This is a genomic window from Propionicimonas sp. (assembly GCF_047606205.1).
GTDB lineage: Bacteria > Actinomycetota > Actinomycetes > Propionibacteriales > Propionibacteriaceae > Propionicimonas.
This window is the reverse complement of the sequence record NZ_JASGES010000197.1, coordinates 1-15,032: the sequence shown is the minus strand read 5'-3', so window position 1 is coordinate 15,032 and position 15,032 is coordinate 1. Positions and strand designations below refer to the sequence as shown.

The 15,032-nt window shown below is 71.2% G+C and carries 16 protein-coding genes; 6 read left to right on the top strand and 10 right to left on the bottom strand.

The genetic code is table 11. The features are described from left to right. The first annotated feature begins 52 nt into the window (after positions 1 to 52). Together QM633_RS12380 and QM633_RS12375 are read left to right on the top strand one after the other, a co-directional pair. Positions 53 to 1,234: a winged helix DNA-binding domain-containing protein gene (locus QM633_RS12380; protein WP_415154069.1), complete on the top strand. Its 1,182-nt coding sequence runs from the start codon at positions 53 to 55 to the stop codon at positions 1,232 to 1,234. A 382-nt stretch (positions 1,235 to 1,616) separates the two neighbouring features. Next, positions 1,617 to 2,291: a TetR/AcrR family transcriptional regulator gene (locus QM633_RS12375; protein WP_415154068.1), complete on the top strand. Its 675-nt coding sequence runs from the start codon at positions 1,617 to 1,619 to the stop codon at positions 2,289 to 2,291. Between the two features lie 63 nt (positions 2,292 to 2,354). Here QM633_RS12375 and QM633_RS12370 read toward each other — a convergent pair whose 3' ends face one another. The 9 genes from QM633_RS12370 to QM633_RS12330 form a co-directional block, all read right to left on the bottom strand. After that, positions 2,355 to 2,810 (bottom strand): RrF2 family transcriptional regulator, encoded by a 456-nt coding sequence (locus QM633_RS12370; protein WP_415154067.1) that lies wholly within the window; start codon positions 2,808 to 2,810, stop codon positions 2,355 to 2,357. A 9-nt stretch (positions 2,811 to 2,819) separates the two neighbouring features. Next, on the bottom strand, positions 2,820 to 3,734 hold the full coding sequence (locus tag QM633_RS12365) for an ABC transporter permease (protein WP_415154066.1): 915 nt from the start codon (positions 3,732 to 3,734) through the stop codon (positions 2,820 to 2,822). Then, positions 3,731 to 4,585 (bottom strand): ABC transporter ATP-binding protein, encoded by an 855-nt coding sequence (locus QM633_RS12360; RefSeq protein ID WP_415154065.1) that lies wholly within the window; start codon positions 4,583 to 4,585, stop codon positions 3,731 to 3,733. Before QM633_RS12360 ends, QM633_RS12365 begins: the two co-directional genes overlap by 4 nt. Beyond that, positions 4,582 to 5,637, bottom strand: a complete 1,056-nt coding sequence (locus QM633_RS12355) for an ABC transporter substrate-binding protein (protein ID WP_415154064.1) — start codon at positions 5,635 to 5,637, stop codon at positions 4,582 to 4,584. Before QM633_RS12355 ends, QM633_RS12360 begins: the two co-directional genes overlap by 4 nt. 140 nt (positions 5,638 to 5,777) lie before the next feature. After that, a complete protein-coding gene (locus tag QM633_RS12350; RefSeq protein ID WP_415154063.1) occupies positions 5,778 to 6,218 on the bottom strand; it encodes a heat shock protein transcriptional repressor HspR in 441 nt (146 codons plus the stop codon). Further along, positions 6,218 to 7,360 carry a molecular chaperone DnaJ gene (gene dnaJ / locus QM633_RS12345; RefSeq protein WP_415154062.1) on the bottom strand — a complete coding sequence of 381 codons (1,143 nt, stop codon included), beginning with the start codon at positions 7,358 to 7,360 and terminating at the stop codon, positions 6,218 to 6,220. The genes QM633_RS12350 and dnaJ overlap by 1 nt, the downstream gene beginning before the upstream one ends. A gap of 34 nt (positions 7,361 to 7,394) precedes the next feature. Beyond that, a complete protein-coding gene (locus QM633_RS12340) occupies positions 7,395 to 7,961 on the bottom strand; it encodes a nucleotide exchange factor GrpE (protein ID WP_415154061.1) in 567 nt (188 codons plus the stop codon). After that, the gene (dnaK, locus tag QM633_RS12335) at positions 7,958 to 9,802 is read right to left on the bottom strand and encodes a molecular chaperone DnaK (RefSeq protein WP_415154060.1); all 1,845 of its coding nucleotides are present in this window, start codon (positions 9,800 to 9,802) and stop codon (positions 7,958 to 7,960) included. Before dnaK ends, QM633_RS12340 begins: the two co-directional genes overlap by 4 nt. A gap of 141 nt (positions 9,803 to 9,943) precedes the next feature. Further along, positions 9,944 to 10,873: a hypothetical protein gene (locus tag QM633_RS12330; protein ID WP_415154059.1), complete on the bottom strand. Its 930-nt coding sequence runs from the start codon at positions 10,871 to 10,873 to the stop codon at positions 9,944 to 9,946. A gap of 78 nt (positions 10,874 to 10,951) precedes the next feature. Between QM633_RS12330 and QM633_RS12325 the strand changes: the two genes are divergently transcribed. Then, positions 10,952 to 11,614: an HAD family hydrolase gene (locus QM633_RS12325; protein WP_415154058.1), complete on the top strand. Its 663-nt coding sequence runs from the start codon at positions 10,952 to 10,954 to the stop codon at positions 11,612 to 11,614. Continuing rightward, positions 11,611 to 12,552, top strand: a complete 942-nt coding sequence (locus QM633_RS12320) for a proline dehydrogenase family protein (protein WP_415154057.1) — start codon at positions 11,611 to 11,613, stop codon at positions 12,550 to 12,552. Before QM633_RS12325 ends, QM633_RS12320 begins: the two co-directional genes overlap by 4 nt. Positions 12,553 to 12,709: 157 nt before the next feature. Here QM633_RS12320 and metB read toward each other — a convergent pair whose 3' ends face one another. Continuing rightward, complete coding sequence (gene metB / locus QM633_RS12315; protein ID WP_415154056.1) at positions 12,710 to 13,897, bottom strand: cystathionine gamma-synthase; 1,188 nt, start codon at positions 13,895 to 13,897, stop codon at positions 12,710 to 12,712. Positions 13,898 to 13,977: 80 nt separating this feature from the next. Between metB and QM633_RS12310 the strand changes: the two genes are divergently transcribed. Together QM633_RS12310 and QM633_RS12305 are read left to right on the top strand one after the other, a co-directional pair. Continuing rightward, positions 13,978 to 14,406 (top strand): CBS domain-containing protein, encoded by a 429-nt coding sequence (locus QM633_RS12310; RefSeq protein WP_415154055.1) that lies wholly within the window; start codon positions 13,978 to 13,980, stop codon positions 14,404 to 14,406. 5 nt (positions 14,407 to 14,411) lie between these two features. After that, complete coding sequence (locus tag QM633_RS12305) at positions 14,412 to 14,909, top strand: aminoacyl-tRNA deacylase (protein ID WP_415154054.1); 498 nt, start codon at positions 14,412 to 14,414, stop codon at positions 14,907 to 14,909. Positions 14,910 to 15,032 lie beyond the last annotated feature (123 nt).

Here is a 15,032-nt window from a genome sequence, read left to right as displayed (position 1 = left end):
CTCCGCACTCCCCGGGCTGGCCAGCGGCACGGGTTGCCAGCAGGATGGTGCGGTGCTCCGCTTCACCGACGCGCAGCGCCGGACGCGTCTGGCCGTCCGGCACGGCCTCCACCCCGACCACCGCTACCCGGACCCGGTTCGGGCCACGCGGGCGATGACCGCCCTGCACGCCACCGAACCGGCAACCGTCCACCTCTCGCTGCACGCACGGGTGGACGGTCTGGACATCGACGGCATCGAGGCGGAACTGAACTCCCGGCGCACGATCGTGAAGCAGCTCGCGATGCGGCGCACCCTGTTCGGCATCACCCCCGACCTGCTGCCCGCCGTCCTGGGCAGCGCGTCGGCGCGGGTGGCGGCCGCCGAGCTGCGCCGCCTCGCCGCCGACGTGGAGAGGGCGGGGATCGCTCCGGACGGGGTCGCGTGGGTGGAACAGGTGGCGGCGGCCGTGCTCGCCGAGCTCGGTGAGGACGGCGCCGTCGAGACGGCGGCGCTGCGCGAGCGCGTGCCCGCCCTCGCCCGGCGGATCGTGTTCGGGTCGGGAAAATGGGCGCAGGAGGCGCCGGTCGCCCCGCGCGTGCTCACCGTCCTCGGCGCCCGCGGCCTGGTGTTCCGCGGTCGCAACGCCGGCACCTGGCGGACCTCGCGCCCCCGCTGGACGCCGGCGCGGGCCTGGCTGGGCACCGAGCCGTCCCGGCTCGAGGAGGCCGAGGGGTACGCCGAACTCGTCCGGCACTGGCTGTGGACGTTCGGTCCGGGCACCGAGACCGACCTGGTCTGGTGGCTCGGGTCGACCCGGTCGGCCGCGCGCCGGGCGCTCGCGGACGTCGCGGCCGTTCCCGTGGCGCTCGACTCCGGTGAGGTCGGGTGGGTGCTGCCCGGCGAGGAGGAGCCCGAACCGGAGGTTTCGCCGTGGGCCGCGCTGCTGCCCGCCCTCGACCCGACGACGATGGGCTGGAAGCAGCGGGACTTCTATCTTGCCCCGGGCCACGTCCCCTACCTGTTCGACCGGGCGGGCAACGCGGGGACGACGGCGTGGTGGAACGGGCACATCGTCGGCTGCTGGGTGCAGGGCCCGGACGCCGCGGTCCGGGTCGTGTGTCGCGACCGGCCCGGAGCCCGGGCGCGGGCTGCGCTGGAGCGAGAGGCGGACCGGCTGACCGCCTTCCTCGGCGGCCAGGTGCTGGCGTCGGTGTATGCCTCTCCACAGATGCGGGGCGAGAAACTGCGCTGAACCACGGCGCGGCCGGGGCGCCGTGCAGCCCGGGCGGGCAGGGCGTGCGGACCAGCACGTCGCGGCCGCGCGAGATCGGGAGGACGGACAGATCGCACGCCGTCTCGATGGCGAAACCGGCCAGGCGGGATCAGGCTGGCGGGAATTGAACAGGCCGCGAGACCTTCGGGGAGCCTCGCGACCTGTCGCAGATCAGAGCGCCGTGCCCCTCAGCGGCTCGGTCCGGGGGCCGGCGCCTCCCCTCAGCGACACCAGCCCGATCCGTCCGCACATCTCCCCCGCGATGCGCCGCACGAACAGCGTTCTCCAATTGCCCTCCAAGAAAACCACTCCTCGTGAGAGAATGCAAGAACACTGTTCACTAGACTTTTGCGGAGGCACGGTGGCGACACGCTCGCAGCACAGGGAAACCACGGAGGCAGCGATCGTCAGCGCCGGGCTCCGGCTGCTCGCCGAAGGCGGTGCGGACGAACTCACCGTCCGTGGACTGGCCCGGGAACTGCATCTCGTGCCGTCGGCGCTCTACCGCTACGTCACGAACCGCGACGACCTGCTCTCGCTCCTGCTCACCCATGCCTACTCCGACCTCGCCGACACCATTCAGGCCGCGCACGACGCCGTGCCGGACGAGGACATCGAGGGGCGCTGGCGCGCCTTCGCGTTCACGCTGCGCAGCTGGTCGCTGGCCCACCGTCACGAGTGGCTGCTGATCCAGCGCAGCGTGGTGGCCGGACCCCGCCCCTTCGGCGAGCACACCTTCCGGCTGCACCGGCTCCTGCTGAGACTCGGCGCGGACGCCGAAGCGAGCGGACTGCGCCCGACCGTCTGCCCGCCGACCCCCACCCCGGTGATGCCGGGGCTGCCGGATCTGCTCACCGCGAGCGGCGCCAGCGTGTCCGAGCAGACCGTGCTGGCAGGACTCGCCGGCTGGCACCTGCTCGACGGCGTCCTCTACACCGAGCTGCTGCAGCTCGCCGGCGCGGAACTCATGGATCCCGACGCCTACTACGCCGCGATGGTGTCCGCGACGGAGATCCTGGTCCTCGGTCGCCGCTGACACCGCGTCCCAGGATTCCCGCCCGCCAGCCGTGGTTCAGCGGCGGTGCCACGCCTCCTCGGATCAGCGGCGGTGCCACGCCTCCTCGGAGGAGATCAACTCCCGGACGTGCCCGGGCAGCTCGCCGGAGACCAGGTCGGCCACCGTCGTCCCCTCGAGGATCATCCGGACGGCGGCGCGCACGGCCACCCAGATCTCGGTGAGCGCGGCGGCGGCACCCTCGTAGGTCGCGCCCTCCGGAGCGACTCCGCGCACCGCCGCCAGCGGTCCGTCGACGGCGCGAACGACCTCGGCCAGCGTCAGTTCGGACGCGGGGACCGCGAGCTGGAAGCCCCCTCCGGCGCCCCGGCGGGACACCAGGACGCCCTCGCGGACGAGGTCGCGCAGGATCGACTCCAGGAACTTGCCGGGCAGGTCCTGGGCGGTGGCGAGCTCGTTGCGGGAGAAGGAACGCCCCGGATCGGCGGCCAGTTCTGCCACGGCGCGCAGGGCGTACTCCACGCGTGCCGTGACCTGCATGCGACCTCCTCAGAGCAACGTGGCCCCGAGTCCGCGGTTCACCCTCACGATCTCGGAGAGCTTGCTGAACAGCTTGTCGAACACCATTCCCAGAACCAGCACCACGATCATCGTAGCGATCAGGGCGGGGGCGTTCGCGAACTCACGGTAGTACTGCAGCTGCACGCCGAGCGAGGGCTTGTTGGCGATGATCACCAGCAGTTCGCCGGCCATCAGCGACCGCCAGGCGAACGCCCAGCCCTGCTTGAGGCCGGCCACGTACGTCGGCAGCGCGGACGGCAGGATCACCCAGCGGTACAGCGTGAAGCCCTTCGCGCCGAGGACCTGTGCGGTCCGCAGCAGCGGCGGCGGAACGTCGTCGATGCCCGAGATCAGTCCGTTCGCGATGGACGGAGCCGCGCCCAGCACCACCACGAAGGTGATCGCATTCTCGGTCAGGCCGAACAGCAGGATCGCGAACGGGAACCAGGCGATCGACGGCATCGTCTGCAGACCGGTCAGCATCGAGCCGAAGGCGGTCCGGAGCACCTTGGACGCGGACACGGCGATTCCGAGCACCGTGCCGATCACCAGCGCCAACCCGAACCCGATCACGGCCCGCAGCAGCGTGTTGAGGATGGCCTGCCAGAACTTCGGCTGGCTGAGGAACGCCACCAGCTGCGCGCCCACCTCGGCCGGCGACGGCAGGACGTAATCGGGCTTCCAGCCGGAGACGAACACCAGCTCCCAGGCGATCACGACCAGCGCCACGGCCAGAAGGCCCGGCCAGGAGGCCGACCAGATCCGGCGCGGCGTCCAGCGCCGCTCGGCCACCGCCGAGGCGGGGCCCGGCGCCGCCGCGGCGGTCGCGTCGGCGTCGAGATCGTCGGCGACCCGGAGCGCTCCGCTCCGGGAGGACTCCGACTCCACCAGCGAGGAACTCATGAGGCCCTCCGTTCGGCGACCGGACCGTCGTGCCTGTCGAGCAGGTCGTGCAGCGTGCCGGAGAGTTCCGCGACCGCGACGTCGGACATCTGGCGGGGACGGGGCAGGGCGATCCTCACCTCGTCGACGATCCGCCCGGGCGTCGGCGACATCACGACCACGCGATCGCCGAGTCGGGCGGCCTCCCGCACGTTGTGGGTGACGAACACGATCGTGAGGCCGCGCTCGGCCCAGACGCGCTCGATCTCCTCGTGCAGCGCGTCCCTGGTGATCGCGTCGAGCGCCCCGAACGGCTCGTCCATCAGCAGCACCTTGCACTCCTGCGCCAGCGCCCGTGCCAGGGCCACGCGCTGGCGCATGCCACCGGACAACTGGTGGGGGCGCTTGTCGCCGGCCTGCGGCAACTGCACGATCGTGAGCAGCTCCGCGACCCGGTCGGCCCAGTCCCGCCGGGGAACACCGGAAAGCCGCAGGGCGAGCTCGATGTTGCCCCGCACCGTGAGCCAAGGGAACAGGTTGGCGTCCTGGAACATCATCCCGACCCGCAGCCCGTGGGTGTCCACCTCGCCCGAGGTGGGACGGGCGAGGCCCGCGATCATCGACAGCAGGGTGCTCTTGCCGCAGCCGGAGCGGCCGAGCAGGCAGACGAACTCGCCGTCGGCGATCTCGAGATCCGCCGCGTCGAGCGCGACGGTGGACCGTCCGGGATCGGTGAAGACCTTGGTGACGCCCTTGACCGAGACCGCCGGATGGGCGATCGAGGTGATGGTGGCTGCTGCTTCCCCACGCAGTTGTTCGGGGGAGCGCAGCGGAGGTGACGAGCTCCGCGGGGTGCTCACTGCAGCGCTCATGAGTCGCTGACCTCCTTGTCGCCGCGCTCCTTCAGGAGGCCGTTGAGGATGTCCAGCGAGTACAGACCGCTGAGGTCCGGCTTCTCCAGCAGCCCGACGGCCACGGCGTGGTCCGCGCCAGCCTTCAGCGTGCTCGCCAACGGGTCGGAGGTGAACACGACGTTCTGCCATGCGGTGTCGAGCACGGAGGAGTCCAGGCCCTTGCCGGTGAGGTCGGCGAGGGCGTCGTTGACGGTCTTCTTGGCGTCGTCGGGATTCTTCGCGATGTCGTCCAGCGAGTCGAGCAGGCCGGAGAGGACCGCCTTCACCTCGTCGGGGTGATCGGTGAGGAACTGGGTGCGGACGATCACATTGGTCACGATGAACTGCTTGTTGGGCCACAGGTCGGCCTCATTGACCAGCACGTGTCCGCCCGCCTGGACGAGCCGGGTCGCCCACGGTTCGGGCACCCACGCACCGCTGATGTCACCGCTGGTGAAGGACTGCAGTGCGGTCGCGTTGTCCTGCGGCATGATGCTGACGTCGCCGCCGCCTTCGGTGGTCGTGGTGTAGCCCTGCTCCTTCAGCCAGTAGCGCAGGGCCACGTCCTGGGTGTTGCCGAGTTGCGGCGAGGCGATCTTGGTGCCCTTCAGCTGCGCGGCGGTGGTGATGTCCTTGCTCACCACGAGGGACGCCCCGTTGGCCGCGGCTCCGGCGATCACGCGAAGGGACTGCCCCTTCGACTGCGTGAACCCGGTGATCGTCGGGTTCGGGCCGATGAACGCGATGTCCAGCGAGCCGGCGTTCAGCGCCTCCAGCGCCGCCGGGCCCGCGTTGAACGTCGCCGTCTTCAGCTCGACGCTGTTCCCCAGCGCCTTCGCGAAGTACCCCTTGCTCACGCCGACCAGGGCCGGTGCGTGGGTGAGGTTCGGGAAGTAGCCGATGGTCACCGTGCTGGTCGCGGCGGACGACCCGGAGGTCCCGCCGGTGCTGCTGCAAGCGCTCAGGCCGATCGAAGCGACCACGGTCAGCGCGATGGCTGCGGCCGTGTTCCGTCCGCGCCTTCCCCCCATGTTTCCCAGAATCCCCATGTATCCCATTAAAACGATGGGATTAGATGAACGCAAGTGGACGCCGCCCATTTGGGACGTCCGACGATGCGCCTCTTCGCCTGCTACGGCACGTCGCGCGACCGGGCCGCGACGGACGGCGGTCACTCGTTGCCGTCGGCCCTCGGCGCCGGAGCGATGGCCAGCGGACGCAGCCGTCGCACCCTGCCGAGATGGACCTGGCCGGACTGCTCGGCCGTGAACAGCCGCACCGCCTCGGGGAACAGCTGGAGCTGCTGGAGCACCTCGGATATCCGCGAGAGCTGCTGGCGGGCCTGGTCGAGTTCCGCCTCCAGCGCGAGAATCCGGCGGATCCCCTCCAGGTTGATCCCCTCGTCCTGGGAGAGGTGCTGGATGTGCCGCAGCCTGGCGATGTCGCGGAGCGAGTAGCGCCGGCCGCGGCCGCGCGCACGGCCCGGCACGACCAGGCCCAGGCGGTCGTAACCGCGCAGGGTCTGGGGGTGCATGTCGGCGAGCTGGGCAGCCACGGAGATGACGAAGATCGGGGCGTCCGCGTCCATCCGGTCGGGCAGGTGGTCGCTCATCAGGCACCGCCCAGCATGGCCGCCCGCGGGTCGCGGCCACCGGTCAGCGCCTGGAACTCGGCCAGCGCCGCCCTGGCCTCGTCCGTCAGGTGGGTGGGCACCTCGACCGCCACGGTGACCAGCATGTCCCCGTCGGCCGCGCCGCCCTTCACGCCTCGCCCGCGGACGCGGAAGGTCCGTCCGTTCGGGGTGCCCGCCGGGATCTTCAGCCGCACCGGGCCACCGTCCAGCGTCGGCACCTGGATGTCGGCGCCCAGCGCGGCCTCCGCGAACGTGACCGGCACGGTGAGCGTGAGGTGATCCCCCTTGCGCCCGAACAGCTTGTGCGGGCGGACGTGCACCAGCACGTAGAGGTCCCCGGCGGCGCCGGAGTTCTCCCCGGCCCCACCCTTGCCCTTGATCCGGATCCGCTGGCCGTCGGTGACGCCGGCCGGGATCCTCACCTGCATGGTGCGGGTGGACGCGCTGCGTCCGCTGCCATGGCAGGTGGGGCACGGCTCCTCGACGATCATGCCGCGGCCGCGGCATTCCCGGCAGGGCTCGCTGACCGCGAACACGCCGCCGGAGGTCGAGGTCTGCATGCCGCTGCCCTGGCAGACCGGGCAGACCTTGGGCTGGGTGCCCGGGCGGGCTCCCGTGCCGTGGCACGTCCCGCACGCGGCGTCCGAGGTGGTCTGGAGGCTGACGGTCGCACCGGCGAGCGCGTCGGCGAAGTCGATCGTCACCTCGCCCTCGATGTCGGCGCCGCGGCGCGGGCCCCTGCTGGTCCGGCGGGTGGTCGCCCCGCCGCCGAACAAGCCGCCGAACAGGTCGCCCAGTCCGGAGTCACCGGCACCGCGGAACAGGTCGTCCATCGACGGGCCGGCGCCGCCCTGGCCGGCCCCGGGGAACCGGAACCCGCCGCCCCCGAACAGGCTGCGCGCCTCGTCGTACTCCTTGCGCTTGTCCGGATCGGAGAGGACGGCGTTCGCCTCGGAGATCTCCTTGAACTTCGACTCGGCGTCGGCATTCGTCTTGTTCTGGTCGGGGTGGTACTCCCTGGCCAGCTTGCGGAACGCCTTCTTGATCTCGTCGGGCTTGGCGTCCTTGGAGACGCCGAGCACCTTGTAGTAGTCCTTCTCCAGATAGTCCTTGGTACTCACCGCGCCCCCTCCCTGTCCATCATGGGCTCTCGCTTCACTCCGGGTTGGCGACCCCCACGCGGGCGGGTCGCAGCACCCGATCATTCAACCTCACGCCGCGCTGCATCACCGCCGAGATCGTGGCCACCTCGACCGGTTCGCTGTGCGGCATCTGCATCAGGGCCTCATGGACCTGCGGATCGAACTCCTCACCCACCTCGCCGAAGGCGACCAGGCCGTACTTGGCCGTGATCCGCTCCAGCTCGTCGGCGACCAGCTTGAAGCCGCCGGTGAGTTCGTCGTGCTCGCGGGCGGCCTCGACGCTGTCGAGGACGGGCAGCAGGTCCAGCACGACCTGTTCCACCCCGCCCTGCCGGGACAGCGCCCGGTCGCGGTCCACGCGCTTCTTGTAGTTCGCGTACTCGGCGTGGAGCCGTTGCAGGTCGGCGGTACGTTCGTCCACCAGTTCCTGCAGTTCGGCGACCTGCGCGTCGAGGATCCCGCCGGAGGCCGGCGTGGCCTCCAGCGGCTCCTCCACACCGTCGCCGCCGGCCTCTCCCTCGGCAACAATTCCCTCGGGGAGGTCGGTCGGCTCGGGAGCCGTGGGATCGGCGTCCGTCACTTGTCCTTGTCCTCGTCCACGATCTCGGCGTCCACGACGTCGTCATCGCCATCGGCCTGGCCCGCCTCCGACGGGGCGGACGCCTCGGACTGCTGTGCGGCCTGGGCGGCGGCGTACATCGCCTGGCCCATGGTGGCGGCCTTGGTGTTCAGGTCGTCCATGGCGGCCTTGACCGCGTCGTTGTCGTCGGTCTTGAGCGCTTCCTTCAGCTTCTCCAGAGCCTCCACGACCGGCGCCTTGGTGTCCTCGGGGAGGGTCTCCGCGTTGTCGGCGAGCAGCTTCTCGGTGCGGAAGGCCAGCCCGTCGGCCTCGTTGCGCATCTCCACGGCCTCACGGCGCTTGTGGTCCTCGGCGGCGTGCGCCTCGGCCTCCTTCACCATGCGGTCGATGTCGTCCTTGCCCAGCGCCGAGCCACCGGTCACGGTCATGGACTGCTCCTTGCCCGTGGCGAGGTCCTTGGCATGGACGTGGACGATGCCGTTGGCGTCGATGTCGAAGGCCACCTCGATCTGCGGCACGCCGCGCGGGGCGGGCATCAGGCCGGTCAACTCGAAGTTGCCCAGGCTCTTGTTGTCCCGGGCGAAGTCGCGCTCGCCCTGGTACACCTGGATCATCACGGACGGCTGGCTGTCCTCGGCGGTCGTGAACACCTCGGAGCGCCGGGTCGGGATCGTGGTGTTGCGCTCGATGATCTTGGTCATCACGCCGCCCTTGGTCTCGATGCCGAGGCTCAGCGGGGTGACGTCGAGCAGCAGCACGTCCTTCACCTCGCCCTTCAGCACACCGGCCTGCAGGGACGCGCCCAGGGCCACGACCTCGTCGGGGTTCACGCCCTTGTTCGGCTCCTTGCCGCCGGTGAGTTCCTTGACCAGGTCGACGACGGCCGGCATCCGGGTGGAGCCGCCGACCAGGATCACGTGGTCGATCTTGCCGATCGAGGTGTTCGCGTCCGCGATCACCGCGTTGAACGGCGCCCGGCAGCGGTCGAGCAGGTCCTGGGTCAGCCGCTGGAACTCGGCCCGGGTGAGCTTCTCGTCCAGATGCAGCGGGCCCTCGGCGCCGGCCGTGATGTAGGGCAGGTTGATCGCAGTCTCCTGGGTGCTGGACAGCTCGATCTTGGCGCGCTCGGCGGCCTCCTGGAGACGCTGGCGGGCCATCTTGTCCTTGCTCAGGTCGATGCCGTTGGCGTTCTTGAACTGCTTGACCAGCCAGTCGACGATGCGCTGGTCCCAGTCGTCGCCACCGAGGCGGGCGTCGCCCTTGGTGGCCTTCACCTCGAAGACGCCGTCGGCGATCTCCAGCAGGGACACGTCGAACGTGCCGCCGCCGAGGTCGAAGACGAGGACGGTCTGCTCGGCCCCGCCCTTGTCGAGGCCGTAGGCCAGCGCCGCGGCGGTGGGCTCGTTGATGATCCGGTCGACGGTGAGCCCGGCGATCTCGCCGGCCTCCTTGGTCGCCTGACGCTCCGCGTCGCCGAAGTACGCCGGGACGGTGATCACCGCGTTGGTGACGGGCTCGCCCAGGTACGCCTCCGCGTCACGCTTGAGCTTCATCAGGACACGGGCGCTGATCTCCTGCGGCGTGTAGGCCTTGCCGTCGATGTCGACGGTCCAGCTGGTGCCCATGTGGCGCTTCACCGAGCGGATCGTCCGGTCGACGTTGGTGACGGCCTGGCGCTTGGCGACCTCGCCGACGAGGACCTCGCCGCCCTTGGCGAAGGCGACCACGGACGGAGTCGTCCGCGACCCTTCGGCGTTCGGGATGACGGTGGGCTCGCCGCCCTCGAGGACGGCGACGACAGAGTTGGTGGTGCCGAGGTCGATACCGACTGCTCGTGCCATTGTTTGCTACCTCCGGTTGAGTCTTGGACGGGTTGAGCTTAGCAGGCTCAACTCCAAAGCTTGAGTTCACCAGACTCAACTATGGGTCAGCTGTACGTATTCCCGGATTCTTCCCCGAGTTCCCGGCGAGGAGATCGGCGGTCAGCCCTCGCCCAGCATGGCGTCGATCAGCTGGGTGAGGGCGGGGAAGGAGTGCCACAGCTGATGGCCCAGCCCGTCCACCGTGATCGTCGGGCCGGGCACGCCGTGCGCGGCCAGCGATGCGTCCACCGCCTCGAAGTCGCGCCGGCGGCACAACGAGCTGCGCGAGCCGCGGGCGAGCGCGCAGCGGGCGAGCTCGACCTCGTCCATCCGGCGGCCCAGTTCCTCGCTGGCCAGGACGGTGGCGATCGCGAGCAGGTCGCTGGCCGAGTACTTCACGTTCGGCTCGCGCCACTGGCCGCGGTAGGCGCTCATCACCCAGTCGTGGCCGAGGTTCGTCGCGAGCGCCACGGGCATGCGTCCGAAATCGGCCAGGTTGTGGGCGTGCAGGGAGGCGAGGTTCCGCCTGCTGATCGCGACCGGCTCGACGAGGTTCAGGCCCTCGATCGGCCCCCAGCCGGCCAGCGCGGGCAACGCGGCCGCGGCCAGCGAGCAGCCGGTCGAGTAGCCCAGGGCCTGCATGTGCTCGGTCTCGGCGACCCCGCCCGCCTCCAGTGCGGCGGCGATGTAGGCGAGGGTCAGCTCGGCCCACGGCCCGGGCCGTCTGCGCAGCATGTCGGAGCGGACGGCCTTCGGGATCGGGTGGCCGTACCGGCTCATCCCCGGGATCTCGGAGAGCACGACGTGCATGGAGGTGGCGTCGGCCAGGTACTGGCACTTCGCGGTCTCCCACGGACCGAGCGGGGTGTTGAACCCGGGGAAGTAGACCAGCACCCCTTTCGGCTCGGGCGGGGTCGCGACCAGGGCGTCCAGGGTGGCCAGCCCTCCCCCGGGCCGCAGCGTGTGGCGCACCACCTCGATCGCCGGGCGCCGCCGGGCCAGCCGCCACTCGAAGCGCAGGCTGAGTTGCGGGCGGACGGCTTCGGGCACGCCCCGATGGTAGTGGCGGTTGCCCGCGGGAAGGCGTGCTGGTCCGGAGCACCTGCCGGCGGGTGAAGAATGTCAGCCATGGTGAGCGCGGTCGTCTTCGACATGGACGGAACCCTGACCGACACCGAGCACCTGTGGGACGTGGTCCGCCGCGGGCTCGCCGCGGCGGAGGGCCTCCCGTGGCCGGAGGCGGCCACGCGGGCCATGATGGGGATGTCGACGCAGGAGTGGTCGATCTACCTCAGCGAGGAGGTCGGGCTCTCCGGGACACCGCAGGACGCCGCCCGGCGCACGATCGAAGCCATGGCCGCCCACCACGCGGATGGCGTCGAGCTGCTCCCCGGAGCGGTGCCGGCCGTCCGCCGGATGGCAGGGTCGTGGCCGGTCGGGCTGGCCAGTTCGTCCCCGCGGGTCCTGATCGACACCGGCGTCCACGCGATGGGGCTGGACGGGGTCTTCGGCGCCACCGTGAGCACGGAGGAACTCAACGCGGGGAAGCCCGCCCCCGACGTCTACCTCGAGGTGTGCCGCCGGCTCGGCGCGGACCCGCAGCGCAGCGTGGCGGTCGAGGACGCGGAGGCCGGCATCCGGTCCGCCCATGCCGCCGGCCTCGTCGTGGTGGCGGTCCCGCCGCACTTCAACCCGCCGTCCGCGGCGACGCTGGCACTGGCGGGGGCCGTGCTCGGCGCGCTCGACGACCTCACCACTGACCTGGTCGAACACCTGATGGAGAACCGATGAAATCCCTGGATGCGCTGCTGCGCACCGGTCTGCTCGCCGTCGCCCGTAGTGAGCGGGTGAAGGCCCTCGCCGTCCGGCTGCCACTCACCGCGTCCGTCGTGGCCCGCTTCGTCCCGGGCGAGACGGTGGCCGACTGCCTGGCCGCGGTCCGGTCGCTGGCGGCGGAGGGCCTGTCCGCGACCATCGACTTCCTCGGCGAGGACACGACCAGCCCCGCCCAGGCGGCGGCCGTCCGGGACGGCTATCTGGAGGTGCTCAACCAGCTGGCCCGGGCGGGCCTCACCACGGTGGCCGAGGTCTCGGTCAAACTGACCGCGCTCGGGCTGGGCCTGCCCGGGGGCGATGAGCTCGCCCTGGGCCATGCGAGGGACATCTGCGCGGCGGCGAGCGCCGCCGGCACCACGGTCACCCTCGACATGGAGGACCACACCGCCACCGACGGAACCCTCGCCGTCCTCGCCGAGTTGCGCCGCGACTACCCGGGCACCGGCGGCGTGCTGCAGGCCTACCTGCACCGGACGCTGGAGGACTGCGGGCTGCTCGCCGGGGAGGGATCGCGGATCCGGCTGTGCAAGGGCGCGTACGCCGAACCCGTCGAGGTCGCCCACCAGACCCGGGAGGAGGTGTCCGCGTCCTACGTGGCGTGTGCGCGCGTCCTGCTGGGCGGAGCCGGCTACCCGATGCTGGCCACCCACGACCCGGAGATGATCGCCGCGGTCGGCGAGCTGGCCACCCGGTTCGACAGGGAGCAGGGCAGCTACGAGTTCCAGATGCTGTACGGCATCCGCTCCGACGAGCAGCGCCGTCTCGCCGCCGCCGGGGAGACGGTCCGCGTCTACGTCCCCTTCGGCACCGACTGGTGGGGCTACTTCGTCCGCCGCCTCGCCGAGCGTCCGGCCAACCTGCTCTTCTTCCTCCGCGCGCTGATCGGCCGCTGACCGGGAACGGAACCGTCCCCGTTCCCGTTCAGGGGACGGTTCCTTTCCCGTTCGCAGGTCCGTCCCCGTTCCCGTTCAGGGGACGGTTCCGTCCCCCGGTCAAGGACGCCCGCGGGGATCCGCCTTCGCACGGCCCGGCGGACGCTCGGCGGGTGGCTCACCCACGGAGCTCGGTGGACGGGAGCCCACCCTGAGCGCTCCGGGCGCGATCCAGGCCCGCGCGCAGGTCCGCGACCAGGTCGGACGCATCCTCCACGCCCAGGCTCAGCCGCAGCATGCCCGGCGTGATCCCGGCCGCAGCCTGGACCTGGGGCGGCATTGCCGCGTGGGTCATGGTCGCGGGGTGCGAGACCAGCGACTCCACACCCCCGAGGCTCTCGGCGAGGCAGAAGCAGTCCAGCCCGTCCACCAGTGCCCTGACCGCGTCCTGGCCGCCGACATCGAAGGTGACGATCGCACCGAAGCCGTCCATGGTGCGCGCGGCGAGCTCGTGCTGCGGATGCGACGCCAGCCCCGGGTAGTGCACCGCGGTCACGGCGGGATGAGCGGTGAGCAGGTCCACGACCGCGGCGGCGTTGACCTGTGCCGCAGCCATCCGCAGATGCAGGGTGCGCAGGCCACGCAGCGTGAGGTAGGCGTCCAGCGCACCCCCGGTGACCCCGAGGGTGTTCGCCCACCAGGCGAGGTGCGCCACGCGCTCCTCCGACGCCGCGACGACGGCCCCGGAGACCACGTCGCTGTGGCCGTTGAGGTACTTCGTCGCCGAATGGACGACGACGTCCGCGCCGTGTTCGAGGGGACGCTGCACCACGGGGCTGGCGAAGGTGTTGTCCGCAACGACCAATGCCCCGGCTGCGTGTGCCGCCTCGCTGACCGCCGCGATGTCCGTGACCCGCAGGAGCGGGTTGGAGGGGGTCTCCAGCCAGACGACGTCGGCACCGTCGAGCTCCTCCCTGGCGGCGGCGTCGCTGAGGTCGACCAGCCGCAGCCGTAGCCGGCCGGAGCGCTCGAGCGCGTCGAACAGCCGCCACGATCCGCCGTAGGCGTCGAAGGGCGCGACCAGCGTCCCGTCCGGCGGCAGCAGGGCGAGTACGGTCGCCGTGATCGCCGCCATGCCCGACGCCGTGACCACACCACCGGCCCCGCCCTCCAGATCGGCGATCGCGGAGGCCAGCGTCGAGCGGGTGGGGTTGCCGGACCGGCTGTAGTCGAACTCCCCCGGCTCGCCGAAGCCGGAAAACGCGTAGGTCGTCGACATGAAGACCGGGGGAACCACTGCGCCGTGGGCCGGATCGGTGGCGATCCCTGCCCTCACTGCCTGGGTGCGAGGGTGCTGCTCGGTCATGACCGCAGACCCTACCAAGCGGCAGTTGCCACACCGCGCGGGCTCTGGTGCTGGGCACCGGCTCGGGGTAGCGTCCCGATATGAAGATCGAGGACATCATCCGCAAGAAGGGCGCGGACGTGGTCACCATCGCCCCCGCCGCCACCGTCGCCGAACTCGTGGACTTCCTCGCCAAGTACAACATCGGCGCGGTCGTGGTCAGCGAGGACGGCGAGGCCATCGCCGGCATCGTGAGCGAACGTGATGTGGTGCGACGGCTCGCCAAGGACGGCGCGGACGTGCTCGCCCAGCCGGTCTCGGCGATCATGACCGCCAACGTGCTGACCTGCTCCATCGAGGACAGCCTGGAGGCCACCGGTCACACCATGACCTACTCGCGCATCCGCCACCTGCCGGTGGTCAGGGACGGGAAGCTGACCGGGATCATCTCCATCGGCGACGTCGTGAAGTACCGCATCGACCAGCTCACCGACGAGCGCAACCACCTGCTCGAGTACCTGCACGCCTGAGCCGGATGGCTGAGTTCGACCCGTCGGCGGCCCCACCGCCCGAAGCCCCCGCCGAGGCGGCGTTGCGCGCGGCCGGGATCGACTACCGAGTGGTCCGGCACCGCCGGGTCGGGTCGCTGGCCGAGGCGGCCGCGCTGCGCGGCATCACCCCGGCCGACATCATCAAGACCCTCGTCGTGCGCCGTGGCGAGGACGACTACCTGTTCGTGCTGGTACCGGGCGACCGCGAGATCGCCTGGCCGAAGCTGCGCGCCCACCTGGGCGTGAGCCGGCTGTCGATGCCGGACGCCGCTACCGCGTTCGCCGCCACCGGCTATGAGCGCGGCACGATCACCCCGTTCGGCGCCAGGGTCGCCTGGCCGGTCGTCGCGGACGCGAGCATCGCCGGACGCACGATCTCGCTGGGCGCCGGCGAGCACGGCGCCACGGTGCTGGTGGACGCCGACACCGCCCTGGCTGCCCTGGCCGCAGCCGTCGCCGACATCAGCGACCCGTCCACCTGAGCTCGGCCAACCCTCTTCGATCCACCGCCGCGACGGCAGGTCCCATGGACGCCGCCTCTCCCCTGCCCTGACGCTCCCGAAAAGCGGGTTTTGACACCCGATCCGGGGGGCAAAGACGGAGTT

What these genes read in the sequence shown, in the direction of transcription:
- QM633_RS12370 (WP_415154067.1), bottom strand. Translation starts at nt 2,810, where the DNA reads ATGCAGGTCACGGCACGCGTGGAGTACGCCCTGCGCGCCGTGGCAGAA.
- QM633_RS12365 (WP_415154066.1), bottom strand. Translation starts at nt 3,734, where the DNA reads ATGAGTTCCTCGCTGGTGGAGTCGGAGTCCTCCCGGAGCGGAGCGCTC.
- QM633_RS12360 (WP_415154065.1), bottom strand. Translation starts at nt 4,585, where the DNA reads ATGAGCGCTGCAGTGAGCACCCCGCGGAGCTCGTCACCTCCGCTGCGC.
- QM633_RS12355 (WP_415154064.1), bottom strand. Translation starts at nt 5,637, where the DNA reads ATGGGGGGAAGGCGCGGACGGAACACGGCCGCAGCCATCGCGCTGACC.
- QM633_RS12350 (WP_415154063.1), bottom strand. Translation starts at nt 6,218, where the DNA reads ATGAGCGACCACCTGCCCGACCGGATGGACGCGGACGCCCCGATCTTC.
- dnaK (WP_415154060.1), bottom strand. Translation starts at nt 9,802, where the DNA reads ATGGCACGAGCAGTCGGTATCGACCTCGGCACCACCAACTCTGTCGTC.
- QM633_RS12325 (WP_415154058.1), top strand. Translation starts at nt 10,952, where the DNA reads ATGGTGAGCGCGGTCGTCTTCGACATGGACGGAACCCTGACCGACACC.
- QM633_RS12320 (WP_415154057.1), top strand. Translation starts at nt 11,611, where the DNA reads ATGAAATCCCTGGATGCGCTGCTGCGCACCGGTCTGCTCGCCGTCGCC.
- metB (WP_415154056.1), bottom strand. Translation starts at nt 13,897, where the DNA reads ATGACCGAGCAGCACCCTCGCACCCAGGCAGTGAGGGCAGGGATCGCC.
- QM633_RS12310 (WP_415154055.1), top strand. Translation starts at nt 13,978, where the DNA reads ATGAAGATCGAGGACATCATCCGCAAGAAGGGCGCGGACGTGGTCACC.
- QM633_RS12305 (WP_415154054.1), top strand. Translation starts at nt 14,412, where the DNA reads ATGGCTGAGTTCGACCCGTCGGCGGCCCCACCGCCCGAAGCCCCCGCC.